At 72.2% G+C, this 24,774-nt stretch carries 21 protein-coding genes and 1 riboswitch; of the genes, 16 read left to right on the forward strand and 5 right to left on the reverse strand.

Annotated elements, in window-relative coordinates:
• Nucleotides 1-19: 19 nt before the first annotated feature.
• Nucleotides 20-652 carry an RDD family protein gene (locus tag ACZ5VD_RS28250; protein ID WP_468547537.1) on the reverse strand — a complete coding sequence of 211 codons (633 nt, stop codon included), beginning with the start codon at nt 650-652 and terminating at the stop codon, nt 20-22.
• Between the two features lie 304 nt (nt 653-956).
• Here ACZ5VD_RS28250 and ACZ5VD_RS28255 point away from each other — a divergent pair, with 304 nt between their 5' ends.
• From ACZ5VD_RS28255 to ACZ5VD_RS28320, 14 genes are all read left to right on the forward strand, one after another.
• The gene (locus tag ACZ5VD_RS28255; protein ID WP_468547536.1) at nt 957-1,811 is read left to right on the forward strand and encodes a bifunctional methylenetetrahydrofolate dehydrogenase/methenyltetrahydrofolate cyclohydrolase; all 855 of its coding nucleotides are present in this window, start codon (nt 957-959) and stop codon (nt 1,809-1,811) included.
• Between the two features lie 169 nt (nt 1,812-1,980).
• Complete coding sequence (locus tag ACZ5VD_RS28260) at nt 1,981-2,520, forward strand: DUF3017 domain-containing protein (protein ID WP_468547839.1); 540 nt, start codon at nt 1,981-1,983, stop codon at nt 2,518-2,520.
• A 291-nt stretch (nt 2,521-2,811) separates the two neighbouring features.
• Complete coding sequence (locus tag ACZ5VD_RS28265; RefSeq protein ID WP_468547535.1) at nt 2,812-3,288, forward strand: helix-turn-helix domain-containing protein; 477 nt, start codon at nt 2,812-2,814, stop codon at nt 3,286-3,288.
• A 339-nt stretch (nt 3,289-3,627) separates the two neighbouring features.
• Nucleotides 3,628-4,911 (forward strand): helix-turn-helix domain-containing protein, encoded by a 1,284-nt coding sequence (locus ACZ5VD_RS28270; RefSeq protein WP_468547534.1) that lies wholly within the window; start codon nt 3,628-3,630, stop codon nt 4,909-4,911.
• A 356-nt stretch (nt 4,912-5,267) separates the two neighbouring features.
• A complete protein-coding gene (locus ACZ5VD_RS28275) occupies nt 5,268-6,257 on the forward strand; it encodes a malate dehydrogenase (protein ID WP_468547533.1) in 990 nt (329 codons plus the stop codon).
• A gap of 168 nt (nt 6,258-6,425) precedes the next feature.
• Entirely contained in the window at nt 6,426-7,178 is a 753-nt protein-coding gene (locus ACZ5VD_RS28280) for a hypothetical protein (protein WP_468683689.1), read from the forward strand.
• 220 nt (nt 7,179-7,398) lie between these two features.
• Nucleotides 7,399-9,207 carry a hypothetical protein gene (locus ACZ5VD_RS28285; RefSeq protein ID WP_468547531.1) on the forward strand — a complete coding sequence of 603 codons (1,809 nt, stop codon included), beginning with the start codon at nt 7,399-7,401 and terminating at the stop codon, nt 9,205-9,207.
• On the forward strand, nt 9,194-9,547 hold the full coding sequence (locus ACZ5VD_RS28290) for a hypothetical protein (RefSeq protein WP_468547530.1): 354 nt from the start codon (nt 9,194-9,196) through the stop codon (nt 9,545-9,547). Before ACZ5VD_RS28285 ends, ACZ5VD_RS28290 begins: the two co-directional genes overlap by 14 nt.
• Before the next feature lie 10 nt (nt 9,548-9,557).
• Nucleotides 9,558-10,652: a hypothetical protein gene (locus tag ACZ5VD_RS28295; protein WP_468683691.1), complete on the forward strand. Its 1,095-nt coding sequence runs from the start codon at nt 9,558-9,560 to the stop codon at nt 10,650-10,652.
• Nucleotides 10,653-10,874: 222 nt separating this feature from the next.
• Nucleotides 10,875-12,401, forward strand: coding sequence for an aldehyde dehydrogenase family protein (locus ACZ5VD_RS28300; protein WP_468547528.1), 1,527 nt, complete (start codon nt 10,875-10,877; stop codon nt 12,399-12,401).
• A 59-nt stretch (nt 12,402-12,460) separates the two neighbouring features.
• Complete coding sequence (locus ACZ5VD_RS28305) at nt 12,461-14,014, forward strand: GMC family oxidoreductase (protein ID WP_468683693.1); 1,554 nt, start codon at nt 12,461-12,463, stop codon at nt 14,012-14,014.
• Nucleotides 14,014-15,069: a quaternary amine ABC transporter ATP-binding protein gene (locus tag ACZ5VD_RS28310; RefSeq protein ID WP_468547526.1), complete on the forward strand. Its 1,056-nt coding sequence runs from the start codon at nt 14,014-14,016 to the stop codon at nt 15,067-15,069. Before ACZ5VD_RS28305 ends, ACZ5VD_RS28310 begins: the two co-directional genes overlap by 1 nt.
• Entirely contained in the window at nt 15,069-17,009 is a 1,941-nt protein-coding gene (locus ACZ5VD_RS28315; RefSeq protein WP_468547525.1) for an ABC transporter permease, read from the forward strand. Before ACZ5VD_RS28310 ends, ACZ5VD_RS28315 begins: the two co-directional genes overlap by 1 nt.
• Nucleotide 17,010: 1 nt before the next feature.
• A complete protein-coding gene (locus tag ACZ5VD_RS28320; RefSeq protein WP_468547524.1) occupies nt 17,011-17,967 on the forward strand; it encodes an ABC transporter substrate-binding protein in 957 nt (318 codons plus the stop codon).
• Nucleotides 17,968-17,997: 30 nt separating this feature from the next.
• Here the strand turns inward: ACZ5VD_RS28320 and ACZ5VD_RS28325 are convergent, their stop codons facing one another.
• On the reverse strand, nt 17,998-18,735 hold the full coding sequence (locus tag ACZ5VD_RS28325) for an isocitrate lyase/PEP mutase family protein (protein WP_468547523.1): 738 nt from the start codon (nt 18,733-18,735) through the stop codon (nt 17,998-18,000).
• Nucleotides 18,732-19,241 carry a carboxymuconolactone decarboxylase family protein gene (locus ACZ5VD_RS28330; protein ID WP_468547522.1) on the reverse strand — a complete coding sequence of 170 codons (510 nt, stop codon included), beginning with the start codon at nt 19,239-19,241 and terminating at the stop codon, nt 18,732-18,734. The genes ACZ5VD_RS28325 and ACZ5VD_RS28330 overlap by 4 nt, the downstream gene beginning before the upstream one ends.
• 47 nt (nt 19,242-19,288) lie before the next feature.
• Here ACZ5VD_RS28330 and pdxR point away from each other — a divergent pair, with 47 nt between their 5' ends.
• A complete protein-coding gene (gene pdxR / locus ACZ5VD_RS28335) occupies nt 19,289-20,713 on the forward strand; it encodes a MocR-like pyridoxine biosynthesis transcription factor PdxR (RefSeq protein WP_468683695.1) in 1,425 nt (474 codons plus the stop codon).
• Between the two features lie 295 nt (nt 20,714-21,008).
• Here the strand turns inward: pdxR and ACZ5VD_RS28340 are convergent, their stop codons facing one another.
• On the reverse strand, nt 21,009-21,983 hold the full coding sequence (locus tag ACZ5VD_RS28340; RefSeq protein ID WP_468683711.1) for a DMT family protein: 975 nt from the start codon (nt 21,981-21,983) through the stop codon (nt 21,009-21,011).
• Between the two features lie 177 nt (nt 21,984-22,160).
• Nucleotides 22,161-22,248: riboswitch (ZMP/ZTP riboswitch) on the forward strand.
• A 31-nt stretch (nt 22,249-22,279) separates the two neighbouring features.
• Here ACZ5VD_RS28340 and ACZ5VD_RS28345 point away from each other — a divergent pair.
• Complete coding sequence (locus ACZ5VD_RS28345; RefSeq protein ID WP_468683697.1) at nt 22,280-23,728, forward strand: glycine hydroxymethyltransferase; 1,449 nt, start codon at nt 22,280-22,282, stop codon at nt 23,726-23,728.
• A gap of 29 nt (nt 23,729-23,757) precedes the next feature.
• On the opposite strand, the gene ACZ5VD_RS28350 is transcribed toward ACZ5VD_RS28345, so the two are convergent.
• Nucleotides 23,758-24,435, reverse strand: a complete 678-nt coding sequence (locus ACZ5VD_RS28350; protein WP_468683713.1) for a hypothetical protein — start codon at nt 24,433-24,435, stop codon at nt 23,758-23,760.
• Nucleotides 24,436-24,774: the final 339 nt, after the last annotated feature.

The following is a 24,774-nucleotide window of genomic DNA, read 5'->3' on the forward strand; positions in this document are numbered from 1 at the left end:
AGATGTGGTGAAACAGTGCTCAATTCGAGCGGATCACGATGGACGAGCAGACCTTGTCGGCGAACGTCTGACGCTTGGCGTCCCAGGCCGGCCACAGCCAGCCGAGGTAGCACGCCAGGCTGTCCAGGAAGTGGGCGAGGCGGCGGACGAAGGCCATGCCGACGCCGAGGGGCTGGCCGTCGCTCTCCCGCACCAGACGGATGCCGAGGGCCTTCTTGCCGACCGTCTGGCCGGTGCGGCCTTCCTTGATCAGCTGCCAGATCGCCAGGCCGAGGATGCCGAGCCCGCCGATGACCGACAGGAAGCCGGTCTGGGCGCTGGCGTCGATGATCACGAGGATGTACGGGACCAGGAAGACGAGGCCGTCCACGAGGGTGCCGAGGAACCGCTGGCCCCAGTTCGCGTACGACGGCGGCATGCCGTAACCCGCCTGCTGCGGGTAGCCGTAACCGGCCGGGGCCTGCGGCGCCTGCGGGTAGCCGTAGCCCTGCTGCGGCGGAACACCCTGCGGGGCCTGCTGCGGGTAGCCGTACGGCTGCTGCTGGCCGGGCTGCTGCGGGTAGCCGTAACCAGGCTGCTGGCCGGGCTGCTGCGGCGGCTGCTGGGGGTTCTGCGGCTGTTCGTACGGGTTGTTGGGCGAGCCGAAACTCATGGCGGGATTCCTCCGTTGACCAAGCTGGGGACAATGCGGGCTGCGCGGAGGAACATCCTGATCTGAGCGGTTTGCCCCCCGAACACCAACCGCGATACTGCGCCCCACATCGTTCTAGGAGAGGTGAGTTGTTGTCCAGCCGCATTCTGGATGTGTTGTGCAAGTGCAACCTCGCCGATCTTGGCCGGAACCGGATCGGAACCCGGATCGGATCGGGGAACGGAGCACCGGCCGGGCGGGGGATCGGAACCCCGATCGGAACCCGGATTGGAACCCGGGCCGGGTCATCCGCGAGGATGGGGCCATGACCGCCCAGATTCTCGATGGCAAGGCCACCGCAGCCGCGATCAAGTCCGATCTGACCGTCCGCGTGGCGGCGCTGAAGGAGAAGGGCGTCACGCCCGGCCTCGGCACCATCCTCGTCGGGGAGGACCCCGGCAGCCAGAAGTACGTCGCCGGCAAGCACCGCGACTGCGCCCAGGTCGGTATCGCCTCCATCCAGCGCCACCTTCCCGCCACGGCCACCCAGCAGGAGATCGAGGCGGTCGTCCGCGAACTGAACGAGGACCCGGACTGCACCGGCTACATCGTCCAGCTGCCGCTCCCCAAGGGCATCGACGAGAACCGGATCCTGGAGCTGATGGACCCGGACAAGGACGCCGACGGCCTGCACCCGATGAACCTCGGCCGCCTCGTCCTGAACGAGCCCGCCCCACTGCCCTGCACCCCGAACGGCGTGCTGACGCTGCTGCGCAGCCACGGCGTCGAGATCAAGGGCGCCGAGGTGGTGGTCGTCGGCCGCGGCGTGACCATCGGCCGCCCGATGCCGCTGCTGCTCACCCGCCGCAGCGAGAACGCCACGGTGACCCAGTGCCACACCGGCACCCGTGACCTCTCCTCCCACCTCAAGCGCGCGGACATCATCGTCGCCGCGGCCGGTTCAGCCCACCTCGTCCGCGCCGAAGACGTGAAGCCGGGCGCCGCCGTCCTGGACGTCGGTGTCTCGCGCAACGCCGAGGGCAAGATCGTCGGAGACGTCCACCCGGACGTCGCCGAGGTGGCCGCCTGGATCTCCCCGAACCCGGGCGGCGTCGGCCCGATGACCCGGGCCCAGCTGCTCGTCAACGTGGTCGAGGCGGCGGAGCGCAGTGCCGGCTGAGAGCACCTCCGGCAAGGCCGAGGACACGGAGACCGTCGACACGGCCGAACGCGCCGAGCCTGTTGAGCGGGCCGGGCGGGCCGGGCATGCCGAGCGTGGTGAGCGGGTCGCGCAGGCCCGGAGCGCCGAGAGTGGCGAGACAACCGAGACCACCGAGGACGGCGACGACATCGGAGCCGGCCGAGCCGTCAACGCCGTAGAACGTGGTGACGGCGGTGACGGGAGCGGCGGCAGCGGCGGTAAGGGCGACTTCGACGACCTCGACGACATCGAGGTGCGGGACGCCGTCAGCGCCCCCGACGCCGAGGGGAAGCCGCGCCGGGTGACCCGTCGCTTCCCGCTGTTCACGCGGGACACCGCACGCCCCGAGGGCGGCGGCCGGGCCGCGCCGCGCGACGCCCCGGCACCCGCGCGGCAGTGGCCGATTCTCGCCGTCCTGGCGTTGACCGGGATCGGGCTGCTGGTGACCGCCTTCGACCTGTTCCGGGTCGGCATCCTCCTGATCGGCGTCGCGCTGCTGGCCGGCGGTGCGCTGCGCTGGCTGCTGCCGGACGTCGGGATGCTCGCGGTGCGCTCGCGCTTCACCGACATCGTCACGTACGGCGTGCTCGGCCTCGCGATCGTCCTGCTGGCGCTGATGGTGCAGCCGGATCCCTGGCTGGTGATCCCGTTCCTGAAGGACACGCTGCACTTCACGGTCAGCGGCTGACGGGTGCGGCCGGCGGGGGTCGCCGGCCGGTGTCACCGACCCTCGCCACCGCGCCGTGTCGCACGACGACGACGGCCCGTCCTCTCCCCCGAGCAAGGACGGGCCGCCGCCGCGCACCACACTCCTGCACGGGCGACGGCCTGTTCAATGGCTGTCCGCGCGCTGTGCCAGGGCGGTGACCGTTCCGGCATCGTGTCCGCGATGTGCGACAGTCCCGGCCGTCCCGGGAACCGATCACTCCTCTGACGTCGTCACTTGCTCAGGACCGGGATCCCACAGGGGAGGTGGCCGATGGGCGGCTGGCAGCCGTTGCCGGACGATCTGCCGCCGGAGGCGCGGCACTTCGTGGAACAGGTGCGGCTCCTCAAGGACCGCACCGGGCTCAGCCTGGTCGCGCTCGGCGCCCGCACCGCCTACAGCAAGTCCTCCTGGCACCGCTACCTCAACGGCACCCAGCCCCCGCCCCGCCAGGCCGTCGCCGCCCTGTGCCGGATCGCCGGACTGGAGAGGGCGGAGACCGAGCGCTTCGCCGTGCGCTGGGAACTGGCCGTCCAGGCCTGGCCCCGCCCCGCGACCCTGCCGACGCGTTCCGAGGCGAGCCCCCCGGCCGACGGCGACGCGTACGAGGACGATCCGACCCTGCCGTGGTGGGACGCGCCGCCCGAGGAGGCCGGGAGCGGGCGGGGTGTGCGCCTGCTGCTGACGGCCGTGCTGCTGCTCCTCCTCATGCTGCTGCTCGGCGTCGTCGGCACCGTGGTTTTCGGTTGATCCGAGCACGTGTGTGACAGGCGGTATTTCCGGTGTGTGACACTCGTGTCGATGTATTGACAAGTTCGCGGATTTGGCACGAAGTCGTTCGACTCCGACGCTAGCGTGTCCTTTTCTGCCGAGGGTGCACTGGAATTCTGTCCGGTGGGCGTGCGACGGTGCATGCCCGCGGCCACGGTGCACCCGTGCGCCCCCATCCCGGGAACTGAGATCCTGACCGGGCGCATCCCTGTGGGTAGGCCACAACGGGGACTCGGCAGAGGGCACATGCGCGGGGAGCGCGGGAAAACCAGCACAACCGGGGGGAAGAGGGGGGTAGCAATGCCTCGTTGGAGGGCCTTGCCCGACGAGCTCGATCCGCAGGTCAGGGAGTTCGCCAGCCAACTGCGGCGGCTCGTGGACCGCAGTGGACTGAGCATCGCCGCGGTGGCCGACCGGACGGGCTACAGCAAGACGTCCTGGGAGCGTTATCTGAACGGCCGGCTGCTCGCGCCGAAGGGCGCGATCGTCGCCCTGGCCGAGGTCACCGGCACCCATCCCATCCATCTGACGACGATGTGGGAGCTCGCCGAGCGCGCCTGGAGCCGCTCGGAGATGCGCCACGACATGACGATGGAGGCCATCCGGATCTCCCAGGCGCGGGCCGCGCTGGGTGAGTTCGGTGCGCCTCCGGCGGGCGCCAAGGGCAGCGGGACGGCTCGTAAGAGCGGCAGCGCCACGGCCACGCCCGGTATCGCCGGACCGGCCGGGGTGTCCCCGACGGTGCCGCCCCAGCCGACGGCACCGGAGGTCCGGGACTCGGCGGGCGGCGTACGGGAGGTCACGCCCTCGGGCGGATCCTCCGCCGGTTCGTCGTCCGGCTCGTCCGGTGCGTCGAGCGGCAACTCGTGGGGGCTGGCCGGATACCAGCGGCCCGCGCAGACCGGCGGACGCGGTGCGGGGGCAGGCGCCGGAACCGGTGTCGGAGCGGGTGCGGGAGCACGTACCGGATCCCCGGCTTCGGCCTCCCCGGCGTCGGCTTCGGCGTCCGCCTCGGCCGAGGGTCCCGCCTGGACCCCGGAGACGCGCACCCCGTACGAGGAACCCCCGCAGGGGCCCCGCCCTGGCGGCGGGTCCTCGGGTGGGGCGGGCGGCAAGCGGCGGCTGACGATGTTCCTCGCGGGCGTCCTCGGTGTGGTCGTCGTGGTCGCCGCCGCGTACGTCCTGACCGACGGCGGCAAGGGCGACAAGACGCGGGACGCGGTCGACTCGCCCTCGCCCTCGGCCACCACCAACCCGAACCTGCCGGCCGGGGTGGAGTGCAGCGGTGACTCGTGCACGGGCAAGGACGCGGAGAGCATGGGGTGCAGTGGCGACCTCGTGACGACCGCCAAGACCGCGACCGTCGGCACGACCGTCGTCGAGGTCCGCTACAGCAAGACCTGCGGTGCCGCCTGGGGGCGTATCACGCAGGCCGCGCAGGGCGACGAGGTGCGGGTGACCGTGGGGAAGGCCGAGCAGACCGGGAACATCACGGTGGCCGGGGACACCATCGCGTACACGCCGATGGTGGCCGTCAAGGACGCGGGGGAGGCGGAGGCCTGCGCGGTGCTGGCCTCGGGCCAGAAGGGGTGCACCGAGTAACACCGCTCGGCACCGAGCGGCGGCGACCCGCGCCGAGCGGCGCGAAAGAAATCCGGGGAGACGCGCATGGCCGCCTGAATCGCGGGCACGCGCACGTTACCCCCACGGGAGTCCGGACACCGGTACCCCCACAAGGCGGCCGTCTCCGTCCCCCTCTCCCGGACGGGCGGCCGCCTTCCCCCTTCGGTCCCATGGCCGCTCCGGTGGCCGACTCTGTGGGCTGGGCCACACAACCCCGGACGTCCGGTACCCCGGATGCGCGATAGCCTGACCGCTGGATCTCTCTTGACGCCAAGAGATCGATCAAACGTCCGGGGCAGGGACGCCCCACCGCCAGCTGTCATACGGAGAACGCCATGACCCGCACTCCCGTGAACGTCACCGTCACCGGCGCGGCCGGCCAGATCGGTTACGCCCTGCTCTTCCGCATCGCCTCCGGCCAGCTGCTCGGCGCGGACGTGCCGGTCAGGCTTCGCCTCCTGGAGATCACGCCGGCGCTCAAGGCCGCCGAGGGCACGGCGATGGAGCTCGACGACTCCGCGTTCCCCCTCCTCCAGGGCATCGACATCACGGACGACCCGAACGTCGCCTTCGACGGCGCGAACGTCGCCCTCCTGGTGGGCGCCCGCCCGCGTACCAAGGGCATGGAGCGCGGTGACCTGCTCTCCGCCAACGGTGGCATCTTCAAGCCGCAGGGCAAGGCCATCAACGACAACGCCGCGGACGACATCAAGGTCCTCGTCGTCGGCAACCCGGCCAACACCAACGCCCTGATCGCCCAGGCCGCCGCCCCGGACGTACCGGCCGAGCGCTTCACCGCGATGACCCGCCTCGACCACAACCGCGCGCTGACCCAGCTCGCGAAGAAGACGGGCTCGACGGTCGCCGACATCAAGCGCCTGACCATCTGGGGCAACCACTCCGCGACGCAGTACCCGGACATCTTCCACGCCACGGTCGCCGGCAAGAACGCCGCCGAGACCGTGAACGACGAGAAGTGGCTGGCCGAGGAGTTCATCCCGACCGTCGCCAAGCGCGGTGCCGCGATCATCGAGGCCCGTGGCGCCTCGTCCGCCGCGTCGGCCGCCAACGCCGCCATCGACCACGTCTACACGTGGGTCAACGGCACCGCCGAGGGCGACTGGACCTCCATGGGCATCCCGTCGGACGGCTCCTACGGCGTCCCGGAGGGCCTGATCTCCTCCTTCCCGGTCACCACCAAGGACGGCGTGTACGAGATCGTCCAGGGCCTGGACGTCAACGAGTTCTCCCGCGCCCGGATCGACGCCTCGGTGCAGGAGCTGGCGGAGGAGCGCGACGCGGTCCGCGGTCTCGGCCTGATCTGAGGCCACCGGGCCTCCTGGGCCCACCGGGCCTGCGCACGGCCGTCTTCTCGACGGCACTGTCACGACCCCGCACGGGCTCTGTTCCGGTTCCGACCGGAACGGGGTCCGTGCCCTTTTCCGCCACTACCGTCGGGATATCGCCATAGGTCGGTGACTTCGGGGGGCGTGATGAGTGGCGGAAGGTACGGCTACGGTTCCGGCTACGGCTCGGGAGCGGAACGCGAACCGAGCGAGGAGAGCGGCCAGGCACCCTGGGCGTGGGCCCCGACGCGGACGGCCCTCGTGTACGCGCCCACTCCGCCGCCCCACCACGGCCTACGGCGCCTGCTGCTCGCCTTCACCGCCGCGGTCGTCCTCGGCGTGGGGGTCGGCGCCGGCGTCTGGTTCCTGATCCGCGACACCTCCACGGGCCCCGGTGCCGGACCCGATCCGGCCCTGAGCGTCTCCGCGCCCCCGTCCACCGGCTCCCCGGGCTACCGCCGCGCGCAGGACCCCGTCGGCTACTCCGTCGACGTCCCCGAGGGCTGGACCCGCACGCAGAAGCAGGGCCGGCTCGCCCCGGTCGTCTCCTACGACGCCCCGGCCGACGGACGCCGGCTGCAGATCTTCCGGCTCGCGGAGGCCACCCCGGCCCGGTCCCTCGACCTCGCCGAGACCCACCCCGGCTACGGCTTCGCCCGGCAGCCCGGCTACCGGCCCCTCGACCGGGCCTCCGACGCCACCTGGTCCGAACTCTCCTACCGCTACGACGACACCGACATCGGCCCCCGCCAGGTCGTCGACCACCGTTTCCGGTCGGCCGACGGCACCCTGTACGCGATCCGCTCCAGCGGGCCCGAGACCCTCGCCCCCGCATCGGTGCGCGAGCCGCTCACCAGGGCACTGGGCTCCTTCTGCCCCGAGGGGCGGGAGTGCGGGTGAGCGCCCCCGAGTGAGGCGCTCCCGCACCACGCTTCCGAACCGGGCTTCCCGCATCGTGCTTCCCGAACCAGTGGGCGGCGTACCCGTGGGAGTCGTGCCGCGGTACGCCCCACGTGGTATTCCGGTTCCGTCCCTCGCACCGCTCGCTCTATGCTGATGGTGTGTCAACAACAGTGTGAGCAGGCGTCTTTGAGAGTCGTCCACGCATCGGGGGAATGGCGTGAGCACCGCATACGTGCCTCAGCAACCACAGCGGACACCGGCCGCAACCGCGCCGCCCGAAGACCCGCCGCCCACGGCACCGCACGCCAGTGAGGCGACCCGCCTGCTGTGCGCGGGCACCTATCTCGACCCCGGTTACCGCGACACGGTCATCGAGGAGCTGCATCTCAACGAGCAGCGGATCGTGGCCCCTTCGCTCGGTTTCGACGCGGCCCGGGTCCTCGCGCACGCCCTGCGGGCCCGCCGCCAGGAGCTGGCCTGGGCCGGGGCCGTCCTCGGACTGTGGGTGGTCGGCACGGCCCTGACCGGGGGCGTACTGGGCCTGTTCCTGTGGCCGAGCCTGTATCTCGCGGTCGCCGTCTGGGTCAGGGGCCGTGGCCCGCAGCCGCTGTACCGCAGGGTGCCCGCCTTCCTGCTCCGCTGGTGGGGCCGCCTCATGTTCGCGGCCCTGCTGATCCTGGTGGCCGTCGCGGCCTTCGGCGACTCGGACGACGGCGACGCGTACGGCTCGTCCTACGACTCCTACGACAACTCCGGCCTGTACGGCGACGGTTTCTCGGACTCGGCCTCCCGCGCGCTGGTGCCCGACTTCGACGACCTCGGCAGCGCCATCGAGCCCTGGCGGGCCTGGGTCACGATCGTCATGTTCGCCCTGATCGCGCTGTGCATCGCCGCCCAACGCGGCCAGTTCGCCCGGGTGATGGCCGCCGAACTCTCCCCGCAGCGCTTCCCGGACGCCGCCGGCGACCCCGCCGAGCGGGCCGAGGGGCAGCGCTTCCAGCGGCTCAAGGACCGCATCCGGCTGGAACAGGGCGCGCCACTGGTCATGTACCACGAGGGCCGGCCGTTCTGCGGGGCCGGCGCGGCCTACGACACCTGGGTCCTCGCCGTCGAACTGCGCCCCGACGAGGCGAAGAAGCAGCAGCCGCTCGGCAACCGCAAGGTCCTGGAGCAGATCCGGCCCCTCCTCGAACAGCTGCGCCTGCCCGCCGAGTACGCCGGGAGCCTGGGTCGCGACCGGCTGCGCCGGCTGGAGATCGACGAGTGCGTGTTCCTGCCCGCCGAGGGTCTGCGGCGGCGTGAGGAGGCCCCGTACACCGCGCAGGCCTTCGAGGACCACCGGGCGCGTGCCGTCGAGGAGGGTGCCGAGAAGCGCCGGCACTTCCTGCGCATCCGCGTCGGCGGCTGGGAGGAGGAGCTGGTCGTCACGGTCTTCGTGCGCATCCACACCCAGGGCCGCATGCTCATGCTGGAGGTCGCGCCGCACGTCCTGACGCCGGTGCGCGAGGACTTCAAGAACGCCGACCGCACCGCCCACCGCTTCCGCCACAACAACGCGCTCGGCAAGGCCGCCTGGGCGGTGGTCCGGGTGCCGGGCTCCGCGTTCGGCTCCCTGGCCACGCTGGGCAGGGGAGTGGCGTACGTCTGGAAGCTGCTCACCGCCGGGAACGCGGGCGCGCTGCCCGACGGGCCCGCCCTGTCGGTGCGAGAGCTGGGGTCGGTGGCCGCCGGGTCCCTGTTCCAGGAGATGGACGTCGCCCGCTACCTCAAGAGCGTGCAGGACCGGGTGGCGAACGGGGTGCGGGTCGCGCTCGCCGAATCCGGTTACCGGACCGGCGAGTTCACCCAGAAGATCGTGAACATCAGCAACGGCGGCGTGAACATCGACCGCGTCGAGAGCAGCACCTTCGCGGTCGGCAGCCACGCCTCCGCCGCCTCCTCCTCTTCTTCCTCTTCCTCTTCCTCCTCGACCACCACCGGCGGCGCCGCGCCGCAGAAGGGAACCCCCACCGATGGCAACGGATGAGCCCCACGTCAGCATCGGCGACGTCTCGCAGAGCACCTTCGCCATCGGCAGCCACGCGCACGCCGAGAGCCACCACGGCACGGGCGTACAGCGCGACCAGGCCGCCGAGGAACTCCTCCAGGCGGTACGCGAACTGCGCGCCGACCTGACCCGCGTGCGGGCCGGCGAGCAGACCGCCGTCCTGGACGAGGCGCTGGCCGACACCGAGGACGAGCTCACCCGCACCGGCCAGGCGGGCCCCACCCGTCTCGACCGGCTGCGCCAACTCCTCACCGACTCCCAGGCCCTCGTCGGCCTGCTCGCCTCCGCCGGGGCCGTCGCCGGCCTGCTGGGGCTGTGAGGAGGCCGGTATGAGCGGCGACGGGGGAGCCCGGTACTGGAACGAGGAGACCCAGCGCTGGGAGGACCCCACCGGCCCCCGCGGCACCCCGACATCGCCACCGCCGACCCGGCCGGAGACCGCACCGGTGTGGCCGCCGGCGGCCGGGACGAGGGAAACGGAAGCGGCGGAAACAGAAGCGCCGGGAGCGGGAGCGGGAGCGGCAGGGGACGCGGGAGCGCCGGGGGAGTCCTCCTCGTCCGTTTCCGGGCCCCCCGGCCCTCTGCCCGAGGGGGCCTGGCCTCCCGCCGACACCACCTGGCCCGCCACGACCTGGCCGCCGGGCGATCAGCTCACCGCTCCCGCCCCGGCCCGCGGCGGCACGAGCCGCCGACTGGTGTGGTCCGTGCTGATCGGGGCCGCCGCCGTCGGTGTCACCGTCAGTCTGGTGCTGACCTTGGTCGTCGGTTTGGGCGACGAGGACTCGGGGGCCGCGGCGAGCGCGTCCCCGTCCCCGTCCGCATCCTCCGGGTCCTCCGCGACCGACGGGGTCTCGCGGCAGGGCGACCCGAGCGTGACGCCCACCGGGGACACGGCGTCGCCCAGCGCGTCGAGCCTCGTCCTCCCCGCGGGATACGAGGAGTACCAGGACGACGAGGGCTTCCGGATCGCGATCCCCGAGGGGTGGGCGCGGACCACGGTGGACTCGCGGTTCGGGATCGCCGTGGTCAACTACCGCAGCACCGACAGCGAACGCCGGTTGCAGGTCTACCAGGTGTCGGAGGAGTCCCCGGACGCCTCGTTCGACCTGTACCTCTCGGACGACACGGCCAAGCCGGACGGCTTCGAGGAACTCGGCCGCCGACGCCTGGACGACGCCGGGTTCACCGGCTCACGACTGGAGTACCTCGCCGACGGCATCAAGGGCGAACCGGACGTCGGCACCTGGCACGTCTACGACGAGCGGTTCGTGGCCTCGGACGGCAACATCTACGCCATCGCCTCCTACGGACCCGACGCGGACGGCCGCGAGGACGAACTGGAGGTGCTCACCACGGCGTTGGAGTGGTTCTGCCCGCCGGTCGGACAGTGCGTACCGGGATCGAGCCCCTTCGACATCGACTGACGCCCGGCCCACCGACCACCGAGCCGTCCGCGGCACCTCCGGGGTGCGCATCACCCCTCAGCGTACGGTTTGTCGGATGTGCCCGCATGTTCAGTGACGCAGCACACTTTCGGCCATGAATTGCGCATGCAATCGAAAGTGGGGGGCAGGCGATCACGGTCCCGGTGAGTGACACGCGTGTGACCCAGGGGCACTGAACAGGAACGGAAGGCAGACCCGATCATGGCGGACACCCCAGAACTTCAGGCGCGGAAGACCATCCACGTGGGCGGGGAGTGGCTCGAAGCCGTCTCCGGCGCCACGCGCGAGATCCTCGACCCCGCGGACGCCCTGCCGTTCGCCCTGGTCGCGGAGGGTGACGAGAAGGACACCGACCTGGCGGTCGTGGCCGCCCGGCAGGCCTTCGACGGAGGACAGGGTGCCTGGCCGCGCACGCCGGTCGCCGAACGCGCCGCACTGCTGCGCCGCGTCGCCGACCTCCTCGTACGCGACCGTGAAGCCCTCGGCCGACTGGAGGCCCAGGACGCGGGCAAGACCGTCGAGGAGGGCCGCGTCGACATCGACTGTGTCGCCGACGCGTTCCGCTACTTCGCCGACCTCGTCGCCGCCGAGGCCCCGGGCCGGGTCGTCGACGCGGGCTCGCCCGACCTCCACAGCGTGGTCGTGCACGAGCCCGTCGGGGTGTGCGCGCTGATCACGCCCTGGAACTACCCGCTCCTCCAGGCCAGTTGGAAGATCGCCCCGGCGCTCGCGGCCGGCAACACCTTCGTGGTCAAGCCCAGCGAGATCACCCCGCTGACGACGGTCGCCCTCGTCGGCCTGCTCGCCGAGGCCGGTCTGCCCGCCGGGGTCGCGAACATCGTCACCGGCCCCGGCCCCTCGGTCGGCGCCCGGCTCGCCGAACACCCCGACGTCGACCTGGTCTCCTTCACCGGCGGCCTGGTCAGCGGCACGAAGGTCGCCGAGGCCGCCGCCCCCGGCGTCAAGAAGGTCGCCCTCGAACTCGGCGGCAAGAACCCCAACGTGGTCTTCGCCGACGCCTGCGCCACCGACGAGGCCTTCGACACCGCCGTCGACCAGGCCCTCAACGCGGCCTTCATCCACAGCGGCCAGGTCTGCTCGGCCGGCGCCCGCCTCATCGTCGAGGAGTCCGTCCGGGACCGCTTCGTCGCCGAACTCGCCCGCCGGGCCGGGAAGATCCGCCTCGGCCGCGGCACCGCCGACGGCGTCGAGTGCGGCCCGCTCGTCTCCGAGCAGCAGCGCGCCAAGGTCGAGGCGTACGTCGAGTCCGCGCTCGCCGAGGGCGCGGTGCTGCGCTCCGGCGGCAGGCGCCCCGAGCCGTCGGCCGAACGGCCCGCGAACGGCTACTTCTACGAGCCGACCGTCCTGGACCGCTGCCACCGAGAGATGCGGGTCGTGCGCGAGGAGGTCTTCGGACCGGTCCTCACCGTCGAGACCTTCCGCACCGAGGACGAGGCGGTCGCCCTCGCCAACGACACCGAGTACGGCCTCGCGGGCGGAGTCTGGACCACCGACGCCGGACGGGCCCGCAGGGTCGCGGGCCGGCTGCGCCACGGCACGATCTGGATCAACGACTTCCACCCCTACCTCCCCCAGGCGGAGTGGGGCGGCTTCGGCAAGAGCGGAGTGGGCCGCGAACTGGGCCCCGCCGGACTCGCCGAGTACCGCGAGACCAAGCACGTCTACCAGAACCTGGCGCCGAAGCCCGTCCGCTGGTTCGCCGGCTGAGTTCCCCGCTCGCCCGGCTCTTCCCCCGGTAAGACCTCGCAAGCCCCTGGAGCACCCCCATGCCCGACCCCACGCCCGATCCCACGTCCGAGAACCCCCACGTCTACGACTATGTCGTGGTCGGCGGCGGCACCGCCGGCTCCGTCATCGCCTCCCGCCTCACCGAGAACCCGGACGTCACCGTCGCCGTCATCGAGGGCGGCCCCAGTGACGTCGACAGAGACGACGTCCTGACCCTGCGCCGCTGGATGGGCCTGCTCGGCGGCGACCTCGACTACGACTACCCGACCACCGAGCAGCCACGCGGCAACTCGCATATCCGGCACAGCCGGGCCCGGGTACTCGGAGGCTGTTCCTCGCACAACACCCTGATCGCCTTCAAGCCGCTGCCGTCCGACTGGGACGAGTGGGAGGCGGCCGGTGCCGGGGGCTGGGGCGCGGTGCCGATGGAGGCGTACTTCGCGCGGCTGAAGAACAACATCGTCCCGGTCGACGAGAAGGACCGGAACGCCATCGCCCGCGACTTCGTCGACGCGGCGCAGACGACGCTCGGCGTCCCCCGCGTCGAGGGCTTCAACAAGAAGCCGTTCAACGACGGCGTCGGCTTCTTCGACCTCGCCTACCACCCGGAGAACAACAAGCGCTCCTCGGCCTCGGTGGCGTATCTGCACCCGGTGATGGACGAGCGCGCCAACCTGACGCTTCTGCTGGAGACCTGGGCGTACCGGCTGGAGCTGGACGGCACCCGCGCCGAGGGCGTCCATGTGCGCACCAAGGACGGTGAGGAGTTCGTCGTCCGGGCCCGCAACGAGGTCGTGCTGTGCGCCGGCGCCGTCGACTCGCCCCGACTGCTGCTGCACTCCGGCATCGGCCCGAAGGACGACCTCGCCGAACTGGGCATCCCGGTCGTGCACGACCTGCCCGGCGTCGGCGAGAACCTGCTCGACCACCCGGAGTCGGTCATCGTCTGGGAGACGAACGGCCCCCTCCCCGAGAACTCCGCGATGGACTCCGACGCGGGCCTGTTCGTGCGCCGGGACCCCGAACACGCGGGCCCTGACCTGATGTTCCACTTCTACCAGATCCCGTTCACCGACAACCCGGAGCGACTGGGCTACGAGCGGCCGGAGTTCGGGGTGTCCATGACCCCGAACATCCCCAAGCCGAAGAGCCGCGGCCGGCTGTATCTCACCAGCGCCGATCCGGCCGTCAAGCCCGCTCTCGACTTCCGCTACTTCACGGACGAGGACGACTACGACGGCCGCACCCTCGTCGACGGCATCAGGATCGCCCGCGAGATCGCGAAGAGCGAACCGCTCGCCGGCTGGCTCAAGCGCGAGGTGGCGCCCGGCCCGCAGGTCACGGGCGACGAGGAGCTGAGCGAGTACGCCCGCAAGGTCGCGCACACCGTGTACCACCCGGCGGGAACCTGCCGGATGGGCGCCGCCGACGACGAACAGGCCGTCGTCGACCCGGAGTTGAGAATCCGCGGACTGGACGGCATCCGTATCGCCGACGCGTCCGTGTTCCCCACCATGCCGGCCGTGAACCCGATGATCGGGGTGCTGATGGTCGGCGAGAAGGCCGTGGACCTGCTGGGAGGCGGTGCGTGATGAGCGAGGAAACGAACACCCCCGTGTTCTCCGTCGAGGGCCTGTGGAAGGTCTTCGGCCCCAAGGCGGACGACGTCCCGGCCGACCCCGAGCTGGCCGCCCTCTCGCCCGCCGAACTGCGCGCCCGCACCGGCTGCACCGCCGCCGTCCAGGACGTCTCCTTCGACGTGCGCAAGGGCGAGGTCTTCGTCGTCATGGGCCTGTCCGGCTCCGGCAAGTCCACGCTGGTGCGCTGTCTGACCCGGCTGATCGAACCGACCGCCGGCACGATCGCCATCGACGGCGAGGACGTCCGCGCCATGGACAAGGCCCGGCTGCGCGAACTGCGCCGCCACCGCGCCGCGATGGTCTTCCAGCACTTCGGCCTGCTCCCGCACCGCACGGTCCTCGACAACGTGGCCTACGGCCTGGAGATCCAGGGCATGGCGAGGTCCGAGCGCCGCGAACGGGCCCTCCAGGTCGTCAAGAAGGTCGGCCTGGAAGGCATGGAGCAGCGCAGGCCCGGCCAGCTCTCCGGCGGCCAGCGCCAGCGCGTCGGACTGGCCCGCGCACTCGCCGCCGACCCTCAGGTCCTGCTGTTCGACGAGCCGTTCAGCGCGCTCGACCCGCTGATCCGGCGCGACATGCAGGAGGAGGTCGTCCGGCTGCACCGCGAGGAGGGCCGCACGATGGTCTTCATCACCCATGACCTCAGCGAGGCCCTCAAGCTCGGCGACCGGATCGCGCTGATGCGCGACGGCCGGGTGGTGCAGCTGGGCACCCCGGAGGAGATCGTGGGCTCGCCCGCCGACGACTACGTCCGCGAGTTCGTCCGCGACGTCCCGCGCGAGCAGGTCATGACGGTCCGCACAGCCATGCGCGCCGGGGAATGCTGCGGCCCGGACCACCCGGGCGCGCTCGCCGCGGACGCGGTGGTCGCCGAGGCGATCCAGGTCGTCGCGCGCAGCCACCGGCCCGCCTGTGTCGTGGAGGACGGCCGGTGTCTGGGGGTCGTCGACCAAGAACGACTCCTGGACGTCGTAGCCGGAACGGAGCTCCGTAAGGAGACGGTCTGATGGCGACGATCACCGCACCCCTGCCCCGGGCGATCCCCGGCGTCCTCAAGCACCGGGCCGCCCACAAGCTCCTGCTGCTCGCGCTCGCCGCGGCCGTCCTCGTCCCGCTGGCGAACGCCCGCTGGGCCAGCGGAAGCTGGCCCGACGCGCTCACCGTCGACCTCACCGAGCCGCTGACGAGGACCAGCGACTGGATCATCGACAACCGGGACAGCCACCCGCTGTTCCTCTACTTCTTCGGCCACGTCAGCAACGCGGTCGCCCTCTCCGTACGCGCCGTCTACCTGGTGCTGCTCGCCGCCGGCTGGGCCGGCGTGACCGCCGTCGCCGGCCTGGTCGCCTGGCGGGTCGCCGGAGTACGGCTGGCCCTCGGTACCGCCGCCGCGTTCCTGGCCTGCGGCCTGCTCGGCATGTGGGTGCCGACCATGCAGACCCTCGCGCTGATGGTCGTCGCGGTGCTCGCGTCGGTCGCCGTGGGCGCCGTGCTCGGTCTCGCCGCCGGACTGTCCGACCGGATGGACCGCGCCCTGCGCCCGGTCCTCGACACCATGCAGGTGCTGCCCGCCTTCGCCTACCTCCTCCCGGTGGTGCTGGTCTTCGGCATCGGCGTCCCCGCGGCCGTCCTCGCCACCGTCGTCTACGCCGCCCCGCCCATGGCCCGCCTCACCTCGCTCGGCCTGCGCGGCGCCGACAAGGAGGTGCTGGAGGCCGTCGAGTCGCTGGGGTCCACCGCCCGGCAGCGCCTGTTGACCGCGCGGATCCCGCTGGCCCGCAAGGAACTCCTCCTCGGTCTCAACCAGACGATCATGATGGCGCTGTCCATGGCGGTCATCGCCTCGGTGATCGGCGCGGGCGGCCTCGGAGACCGCGTCTACCAGGCGCTCGCCTCGGTCGACGTGGGCGCGGCACTCGCCGCCGGCATCCCGATCGTGCTGCTCGCCGTCGTCCTGGACCGGATCACCTCCGCGGCCGGTGAGCGGTCCGGCGCCGAGCCCTCGGGCCGCGCGGGATGGGCGTACGCGCTCGTCGCCGCCGTGGCCGTCGCGGTCGCCGGACGGCTCCTGGGCCGGCTCGACTGGCCCGACGCCTGGACGCTGAACATCGCCGAGCCCGTCAACCGGGCCGTCGACTGGATGACCGACCACCTCTACTCCGGTGTCCCCGTCATCGGCGGCACCGCCGACTGGGCCGGCCACTTCACCACCTGGGTCCTCGACCCGATCCGGGACGGCCTCCAGGGCCTGCCCTGGTGGTCGGTGCTGCTCATCGTCGCCGCACTGGCCTGGGTGATCGGCACCTGGCGGACCGCGCTCACCGCGGTCCTCGCCATGGCCGCGATCGGCGTGCTCGGCGTGTGGAAGCCGTCGCTCGACACGCTGTCGCAGGTGCTCGCGGCCGTCGCCGTGACCCTCGTGCTCGGCTTCGCGACCGGGATCGCGGCGGCCCGCAGCGACCGCTTCGAGCGACTGCTGCGGCCCGTCCTGGACGTCTTCCAGACCATGCCGCAGTTCGTGTACCTGATCCCGGTCGTCGCGCTGTTCGGCGTCGGCCGCGCCCCCGCCGTGGCCGCGGCGGTCGTCTACGCGCTGCCCGCCGTCGTCCGCATCACCACCCAGGGCCTGCGCCAGGTCGACCAGGCCGCCCTGGAGTCGTCCCGCTCGCTCGGCGCGACCACCGCCCAGCAGATCCGGCAGGTCCAACTCCCGCTGGCCCGCTCCGCGTTGCTGCTCGCCGTCAACCAGGGCGTGGTCCTGGTCCTCGCCGTCGTCATCATCGGCGGCCTGGTCGGCGGCGGCGCCCTCGGCTACGACGTCGTCTTCGGCCTCGCCCAGGGCGACCTCGCCACCGGCCTGGTGGCCGGCGCGGCGATCGTCTGCCTCGGCCTGATGCTCGACCGGGTCACCCAGCCGACCGAACGCCGTACCAAGAAGGGAGCCTGACATGCGAGTGCGTACGACTGCCGTAGTGGCCGGGGCGTCCTCGCTGCTGCTCCTGACCGGCTGCGGTGCCGCCGACATGACCAAGCAGGGCTCGCCGTTCGCCAACGCCGGGGGCGCGAAGTCCGTGACCCTGTCCGTCCAGTCCTGGGTGGGCGCGCAGGCCAACGTGGCCGTCGCGCAGTACCTGTTGGAGCACCAGCTCGGCTACCGCGTCGACACCGTCCAGGTCGACGAGGTGCCCGCCTGGGACGCCCTCAGCCAGGGCCGCGTCGACGCGCTCCTGGAGGACTGGGGCCACCCCGAGCAGGAACAGCGGTACGTCAAGGACAAGAAGACGATCACCGGCGCCGGCGACCTCGGTGTCACCGGGCACATCGGCTGGTACGTCCCCACGTACTTCGCCAAACAGCACCCGGACGTCACGAACTGGAAGAACCTCAACAAGTACGCGGAGCAGTTCCGCACGCCGGAGAGCGGCGGCAAGGGCCAGCTCATGGACGGCTCGCCCTCCTATGTCACCAACGACAAGGCGCTGGTGCAGAACCTGAAGCTCGACTTCCAGGTCGTCTTCGCCGGTTCGGAGGCCGCCCAGATCACCCAGATGAGGCAGTTCGCCAAGGAGAAGAAGCCCTTCCTCACCTACTGGTACTCGCCCCAGTGGCTCTTCGAGAAGGTCCCGATGACCGAGGTGAAGCTGCCCGCGTACAAGGAGGGCTGCGACGCCGACCCGGCCAAGGTGACCTGCGCCTATCCGCACACCTCGCTGCAGAAGTACCTCAACACGGACTTCGCGAGGAGCGGCGGCGAGGCGGCGGCCTTCCTGAAGAAGTTCCGGTGGACGACCGAGGACCAGAACCAGGTCTCCCTGCTGATCGCCGACCAGAAGCTCTCCCCGGAGGAGGCGGCGAAGAAGTGGGTGGACAGCCACGAGTCCACCTGGAAGACATGGCTGTCCTGACCCCGGCCACCCCGGCCGTACCGGCCCCGGCTACCTCAGCTGTCCGGCGATCTCCCTGAGGGCCGCCGAGGCCCGGAGCTGGAACCCGGGCCCGAACGTGACGCGGGTGGCCCCGAGTTCACCGAGTTCGGTGGGCGAGGGGCCCTCGCCCGGCTTCGCGACCACATTGAGCGGACCCTGGATCCCGGACCGCAGCAACGGCAGTACGGCCGCCGGGGCGCCGATCGGATACACGCAGTCGGCGCCCGCGGCGACGTACAACGCGGCCCGGTGGATGGCCTGTTCGGGCTCGGCGACGCCCCTGAGGAAGGTGTCGACGCGCGCGTTCACGAAGAGCCGGTCAGCCGCAGCCGACCGCACCTCGGCCAGCCAGTCGGCGTGCCGCCGCGGGTCCTTGAGGACACCACCCCCGTGGGAGTCCTCAAGGTTGCACCCGACGGCCCCGGCCTCCAGCAGCCGCTCCACCAGCTCCTTCGGCGCCAGCCCGTACCCGCCCTCCACATCCGCCGACACCGGCACGTCCACGGCCCGCACGATCCGCGCGACCGCCGCGAACATCTCGTCCGCCGGAGTCCGCCCGTCCTCGTACCCGAGGGAGGCGGCGACCCCGGCACTGGGCGTGGCGAGCGCCGGGAAACCGGCCTCGGCGAACACCCGCGCACTGGCCGCGTCCCAGGGGCCGGGCAGCACGAGCGGATCATCCGGGGAGCGGCGCCGGTGCAGGGCGCGGAAGGTGTCGACCTTGTCCGGAAGCGCCGTACGGCTCACTTGTACTGCCCCGGCCGGTAGTGCCCCGGGACCAGGCGGCAGGTCACGCCGAACCGGTTCCACGCGTTGATCACAGTGATCGCGGCGATCAGCTGGGCCAGCTCGGCCTCCTCGAAGTGGGCCGCGGCCCGCTCGTAGACGGCGTCCGGCACGAAGCCGTCGGTGAGCACGGTCACCGCCTCCGTGAGCGCGAGCGCGGCCAGCTCCTGGTGGGTGTAGAAGTGCTCCGACTCCTCCCACGCGCTGAGCTGGACGATCCGCTCCACGCTCTCGCCCCCGGCGAGCGCGTCCTTGCTGTGCATGTCGACGCAGAGCGCGCAGCGGTTGATCTGCGAGGCGCGGATCTTCACCAGCTCCAGCAGCCTCGGGTCGAGACCCTTACGGGCGGCGGCGTCCAGCCGGACCATCGCCTTGAAGACCTCGGGGGCCTGCTCGGCCCAGTTCAGCCGGGGGGTGTGTTCGGGGGCGTACTCCGTGGTGGTGTGGGTGGCGGCTTCGATCGTCATGCTGTCGACCCTAGGAGGAAGGCAGCCCAGGGGTATGGTCCATTTCCATGGCGAAACCATGGGCCACTCTGGGCATCGACCTCCACCTCGAACCGACCGGTCCCGGCGTCCGCCGCGGCCTCACCGACGCCCTGCGCGAGGCCGTCCTGTCCGGCCGCCTGGCCCCGGACACCCGCCTGCCCTCCTCCCGCGCCCTCGCCGCCGACCTGGGCATCGCCCGCAACACCGTCGCCTACGCCTACGCCGACCTGGTCGCCGAGGGCTGGCTCACCGCCCGCCAGGGCTCGGGCACCCGGGTGGCCACGGCGATACTCCCCCGGGGGAGCACGACCGCCTCCCCGGCGGGCTCCGCCCCACCCCGCCGCGAACGCCACCGCCCCGCCTACGACCTCCGCCCCGGCACCCCCGACCTCGCCTCCTTCCCCCGCACGGAGTGGCTCAAGGCCGCCCGCCGCGCCTTCACCGCCGCCCCGAACGAGGCCCTCGGCTACGGCGACCCCCGCGGCCGGATCGAACTGCGCACCGCCCTCGCCGCCTACCTCGCCCGCTCCCGGGGCGTACGGACCGATCCCGACCGGATCGTCGTGGTCGCCGGGTTCGTCCACGGCCTGCGCGTCCTCGGCACGGTCCTGCGGGCGCGCGGAGCACGGACGGTCGCGGTCGAGTCGTACGGCCTCACGGCGCACGAGGACATGCTGAAGCAGGCCGGGCTGCGCACCGAGCCCCTCCCGTTCGACGCAGACGGCACCGACCCCGCGCACCTGACCGACGAGGGCGCGGTGCTGCTGACCCCCGCCCACCAGTTCCCCATGGGCTTCCCCCTGCACCGCGACCGCCGGGTGGTCGCCCTGGACTGGGCGCGGCGCACCGGCGGACTGATCCTGGAGGACGACTACGACGGCGAGTTCCGCTACGACCGCCAGCCCGTCGGCGCCCTCCAGGGCCACGACCCCGACCACGTCGTCTACCTGGGCACGGCCAGCAAGTCCCTCGCCCCGGGACTGCGCCTGGGGTGGCTGGTGCTGCCGCCCGCCCTGGCCGACGCGACGGCCGCCGCGAAGGGCGCCATCGACACCTGCGGTGTCCTCGACCAGCTCACCCTGGCCGAGTTCCTCACCTCCGGCGCCTACGACCGCCATGTACGCGCCGCCCGCCTCCGCTACCGCCGACGCCGGGACGCCCTGGTCGACGCCCTCGCCGTCGGCGCCCCCGACGTCCATGTCACCGGCATCGCCGCCGGACTGCACGCCGTCCTGACCCTCCCCGCCGGTACCGAGCAGTCGGTCGTCCAGGCCGCCGCCTGGCAGGGCCTGGCCCTCTACGGCCTGTCCCTCTTCCGCCACGAGGCCTCCACCGCCGAGCGGTCGGACGCCCTCGTCGTGGGCTACGGAACCCCGCCGGACCACGCGTGGGCGGGGGCGCTGGAGGCGTTGTGCCGGGTGTTGCCCCAGCGGGACCCCGAGGGGTTCTGAGGGATGTCCGGTACACCATCGGCTCCCTTCGGCCCCGGCGCTGCCCACGTACCCGGTCTCGTCGCCGTCGCCCCGAGCGCTGTCGACCTCCCGCACCGTCGTCGTATTTCCCCGGCTTTCCCCGGACGCCCCAACCGCCCCGGACGCCCGCGAGGATCCGCGCGACGAGCCGACCGGCATCGCGTTCACCCACCCCCTGGTTCGCGCGGCCGTCCACCACCAGCTCGGCCCGGTACCCCGCACCGCCCTGCACACCCGGGCCTCCGGGAAGAACCCGGGTGAAACCGGGGGCCGGTCAGGGACGACCTTCCGAGGGTTCCTGGGCCGCCGGGCGTTCCTGTGCTTCGTGGGCTTCCGGGCGTTCCTGTGCTTCTCCTTGGGCCGTCGGGCGTTCGTGGGCCCCCTGGGCTTCGCGGGGTTCCTTCGAGAGGGACTCCCGGGGTGCCTCCCGCAGCGCCTCCTCGGGTGCCTCCCCGAACCGCGCCAGCGCCAACGCGCCCGCCACCGCCACGAGGAACCCCAGCACGGCCACCCACGCCAGCCCCTCCCGCGTACGGTCCCCCAGCCACACCACGCCCACCGTCGCGGGCCCGATCGTCTCGCCGATCACCATCGCCGCGGTGGCCGTGGTCACCGAGCCGCGCCGCAGCGCCGAGGTCAGCGACAGGAACGCGGCGCCGCCGCCCAGCAGCAGGGCGTACGTGGCCGGATTCGCGAGCAGCTCCGAGGGCGCGAGGGAGTCGATCAGCCGTACCGACACCTCCACCACCCCGAACCCGAACCCGGCGGCCAGCCCGAGCACCGGTGACCGCCTCCGCTCCGGCAGCCGCCCGCCGCTCAGCCCGAGCAGCAGGACGGCCACGGCGGTGCCGAGCATCGCGTACCTCAACGCCGGCGACCCGACCTCCTCGCCCTCCGTCCCGGAGGCGATCCCGAGCAGTGCGAGCCCGGCGCAGACCACCCCGACCGCACCCCACTCGCCCCGGCCGAGCCGGACCCGCAGCACCCGGGCCGCGACCACCGCCGTCACCGCGAGACTCGACGCCAGCGCCGCCCCGACCGCGTAGATCGGGATCGACCGCAACGCGGCGACCTGCAATAGGAACCCCAGCCCGTCCAGTGCCAGCCCGGCCAGATACCGCCACTGCCGGACCGCCCGCAGCAGCAGCGCGGCCTCCCCGCCCCCGCCGGTGCCCGCCGCCCGTGCCGCCACCGCCTGCAACACCGTCGCCGTACCGAAGCAGACCGCGGCAGCCAGCGCGCACACCATTCCAAAGAGCACAAAGCGACTGTAGGGGAGGTGATCGCGAACGGGCCGCCCGCACACCCGCTCTTACCGATCTCAGGACCGCCCGCCGCACCATGCGGCTTCTGGCAGGGCCCTTCCGCCGTGTCGCTCGCATGGTGGACGCGGCCCTCGGCGGTCCCGGCGCGGCCGGTAGGCTCACCGGCGGGTCGTGACTGGCGCGCTGGGATGGGACGGACCATCGGGGAGCGGCCCGAAGAACCGAGTGCCGTGCGCCTGGGCCGTACCGTGAACGCTGAACACGACGCCCGGAGGTCCGCATGCCCGCCGAACCCCTCTCCCACGAGTCCACCGCCTTCCGTGCCGCCCTCGACGTGATCCGCGCCGTCGAGCCGCGCGTGGCCGACGCCATCGGCCAGGAGGTCACCGACCAGCGCGAGATGCTCAAGCTGATCGCCTCCGAGAACTACGCCTCTCCGGCCACCCTCCTCGCGATGGGCAACTGGTTCAGCGACAAGTACGCCGAGGGCACGATCGGCCGCCGCTTCTACGCCGGCTGTCGCAACGTCGACACCGTCGAGTCCCTCGCCGCCGAGCACGCCCGGGAACTCTTCGGCGCCCGCCACGCCTACGTCCAGCCGCACTCCGGCATCGACGCCAACCTCGTCGCCTTCTGGTCCGTCCTCGCCGACCGTGTGGAGGCCCCCTTCCTCGCGAAGACCGGCGTCCGCCAGGTCAACGACCTCTCCGACGCCGACTGGGCCGAGCTCCGGCAGGCCTTCGGCAACCAGCGCATGCTCGGCATGTCCCTGGACGCGGGCGGCCACCTCACCCACGGCTTCCGCCCGAACATCTCCGGCAAGATGTTCGACCAGCGCTCCTACGGCACCGACGCCGCCACCGGCCTCCTCGACTACGAGGCCCTGCGCGCCACCGCCCGCGAGTTCAAACCGCTGATCATCGTCGCCGGCTACTCCGCCTACCCCCGTCTCGTGAACTTCCGGATCATGCGGGAGATCGCCGACGAGGTCGGGGCGACGCTGATGGTCGACATGGCGCACTTCGCCGGCCTGGTCGCGGGCAAGGTCCTGACCGGTGACTTCGACCCGGTCCCGCACGCCCAGATCGTCACCACCACCACCCACAAGTCGCTGCGCGGCCCGCGTGGCGGCATGGTCCTGTGCGACGACTCCCTCAAGGACCAGGTCGACCGCGGCTGCCCGATGGTCCTCGGCGGCCCGCTCCCGCACGTCATGGCCGCCAAGGCCGTCGCCCTCGCCGAGGCCCGCCGGCCCGACTTCCAGGACTACGCCCAGCGCATCGTGGACAACTCCCGAGCGCTGGCGGAAGGCCTGATGAGCCGGGGCGCCACCCTCGTCACCGGCGGCACCGACAACCACCTCAACCTGATCGACGTCGCCTCCTCCTACGGCCTCACCGGCCGCCAGGCGGAGACCGCGCTCCTCGACTCGGGCATCGTCACCAACCGCAACGCCATCCCGGCCGACCCGAACGGCGCCTGGTACACCTCCGGCATCCGCATCGGCACGCCCGCGCTGACGACGCGCGGGCTGGGTACCGCCGAGATGGACGAGGTCGCCGGCCTCATCGACCGTGTCCTCACCGCCACCGAGGCCGGCACGACCAAGTCCGGTGCTCCCTCGAAGGCCTCCCACGTCCTGGACGAGAAGATCGCGGACGAGATCTCCCGCCGGGCCACCGACCTCGTGGCGGGCTTCCCGCTCTACCCGGAGATCGACCTCGGCTGACCGGCGCCGGCCGGCCATCTCGCTCCGGCTCAGAGATCGATCAGCTCCTGTCGTGGTTCCTCCCGCGGCGGTCCGGCACCCGGCCGGGCCGCCGCGCGGCGTATCAGCAGGGTGCCTCCGGCCCCGGCCAGGATCCCCAGGGCGAGCCCCGGTATCGCCCACCAGACACCGCCCGGCGCCGACCCGGTCCCCCCGGCACCGCCCGCACCCCCGGCCGCCGCCCCCGCACCGGCCTCGCCGAGCAGCCCGGCCCGGCTCATCCGCGCGAAGACCGAGCGCGGCGCCCGATGCCAGCGGATGTCGTCGTCCACCAGGTCCGGGGAGACATCCGAACGCACCCACGGTGTGCCGTCCCCGGCCAGGAACAACTGGTCCTGCCGCTCCATGGCCACGTCACCACCCGGCGCCGAGTCCGTCCGAGGCCAGCCCCCGACACCGGTCAGCCCCCACACCACGGTGATCCGCACCGGTGGATACCGGCCCTCCCCCCATGCCTCCGACACCCTTTCCGTTCCCGCGTACATCGGTTCCAGCAACTGCCAGAGCCGGGCGAACTCCGGCTCACCGGACCGCAGCGCCGTCGTCCGGCCCGTGCCGCCCGCGACGACCACCGCCACATCGGGGACGTTCCGGCCGGGACCCTGCGGTGCCGCGGCGGCGGCCGGTATCCCCCAACCCCACAGGACCGCTGTCACGGCCATCGCCATCGCCGCTGCCACCGACACCGGCCGCGCCATCGCCATCGGCATCGGCATCGACACCGCCACCGACCTCGGCACGAAGGCCGCGAGCCTCCTGCCGAGCCACCTCCCCACCCACCCGCTCCGGGTCGCCATCCCTACCCCGCACCTCTGCTCCGGTCCGTCATCCGTCCCGCTTCCCCCACACGAACCCCACGTCGTCTGTCTCGCCCACACACACACACACGAACCCCACGTTGTGTGTCCCGCTCCCCATTACCTTTTTGGTAGCCCCGCAATGGGGCGCCCGGCCTTCGGAGTTGGCATGACTTTCTCCCCCTGTCGATCGCATGTCTTGGGGGGTGG

The organism is Streptomyces sp. NPDC032822 (assembly GCF_055578825.1).

Bases quoted from the DNA above. Each gene is read 5' to 3' on its own strand.
- ACZ5VD_RS28250 (WP_468547537.1), bottom strand. From the start codon at position 652: ATGAGTTTCGGCTCGCCCAACAACCCGTACGAACAGCCGCAGAACCCC.
- ACZ5VD_RS28255 (WP_468547536.1), top strand. From the start codon at position 957: ATGACCGCCCAGATTCTCGATGGCAAGGCCACCGCAGCCGCGATCAAG.
- ACZ5VD_RS28265 (WP_468547535.1), top strand. From the start codon at position 2,812: ATGGGCGGCTGGCAGCCGTTGCCGGACGATCTGCCGCCGGAGGCGCGG.
- ACZ5VD_RS28275 (WP_468547533.1), top strand. From the start codon at position 5,268: ATGACCCGCACTCCCGTGAACGTCACCGTCACCGGCGCGGCCGGCCAG.
- ACZ5VD_RS28280 (WP_468683689.1), top strand. From the start codon at position 6,426: ATGAGTGGCGGAAGGTACGGCTACGGTTCCGGCTACGGCTCGGGAGCG.
- ACZ5VD_RS28290 (WP_468547530.1), top strand. From the start codon at position 9,194: ATGGCAACGGATGAGCCCCACGTCAGCATCGGCGACGTCTCGCAGAGC.
- ACZ5VD_RS28295 (WP_468683691.1), top strand. From the start codon at position 9,558: ATGAGCGGCGACGGGGGAGCCCGGTACTGGAACGAGGAGACCCAGCGC.
- ACZ5VD_RS28300 (WP_468547528.1), top strand. From the start codon at position 10,875: ATGGCGGACACCCCAGAACTTCAGGCGCGGAAGACCATCCACGTGGGC.
- ACZ5VD_RS28305 (WP_468683693.1), top strand. From the start codon at position 12,461: ATGCCCGACCCCACGCCCGATCCCACGTCCGAGAACCCCCACGTCTAC.
- ACZ5VD_RS28310 (WP_468547526.1), top strand. From the start codon at position 14,014: ATGAGCGAGGAAACGAACACCCCCGTGTTCTCCGTCGAGGGCCTGTGG.
- ACZ5VD_RS28315 (WP_468547525.1), top strand. From the start codon at position 15,069: ATGGCGACGATCACCGCACCCCTGCCCCGGGCGATCCCCGGCGTCCTC.
- ACZ5VD_RS28320 (WP_468547524.1), top strand. From the start codon at position 17,011: ATGCGAGTGCGTACGACTGCCGTAGTGGCCGGGGCGTCCTCGCTGCTG.
- ACZ5VD_RS28330 (WP_468547522.1), bottom strand. From the start codon at position 19,241: ATGACGATCGAAGCCGCCACCCACACCACCACGGAGTACGCCCCCGAA.
- pdxR (WP_468683695.1), top strand. From the start codon at position 19,289: ATGGCGAAACCATGGGCCACTCTGGGCATCGACCTCCACCTCGAACCG.
- ACZ5VD_RS28340 (WP_468683711.1), bottom strand. From the start codon at position 21,983: ATGGTGTGCGCGCTGGCTGCCGCGGTCTGCTTCGGTACGGCGACGGTG.
- ACZ5VD_RS28345 (WP_468683697.1), top strand. From the start codon at position 22,280: ATGCCCGCCGAACCCCTCTCCCACGAGTCCACCGCCTTCCGTGCCGCC.
- ACZ5VD_RS28350 (WP_468683713.1), bottom strand. From the start codon at position 24,435: ATGGCGATGGCCGTGACAGCGGTCCTGTGGGGTTGGGGGATACCGGCC.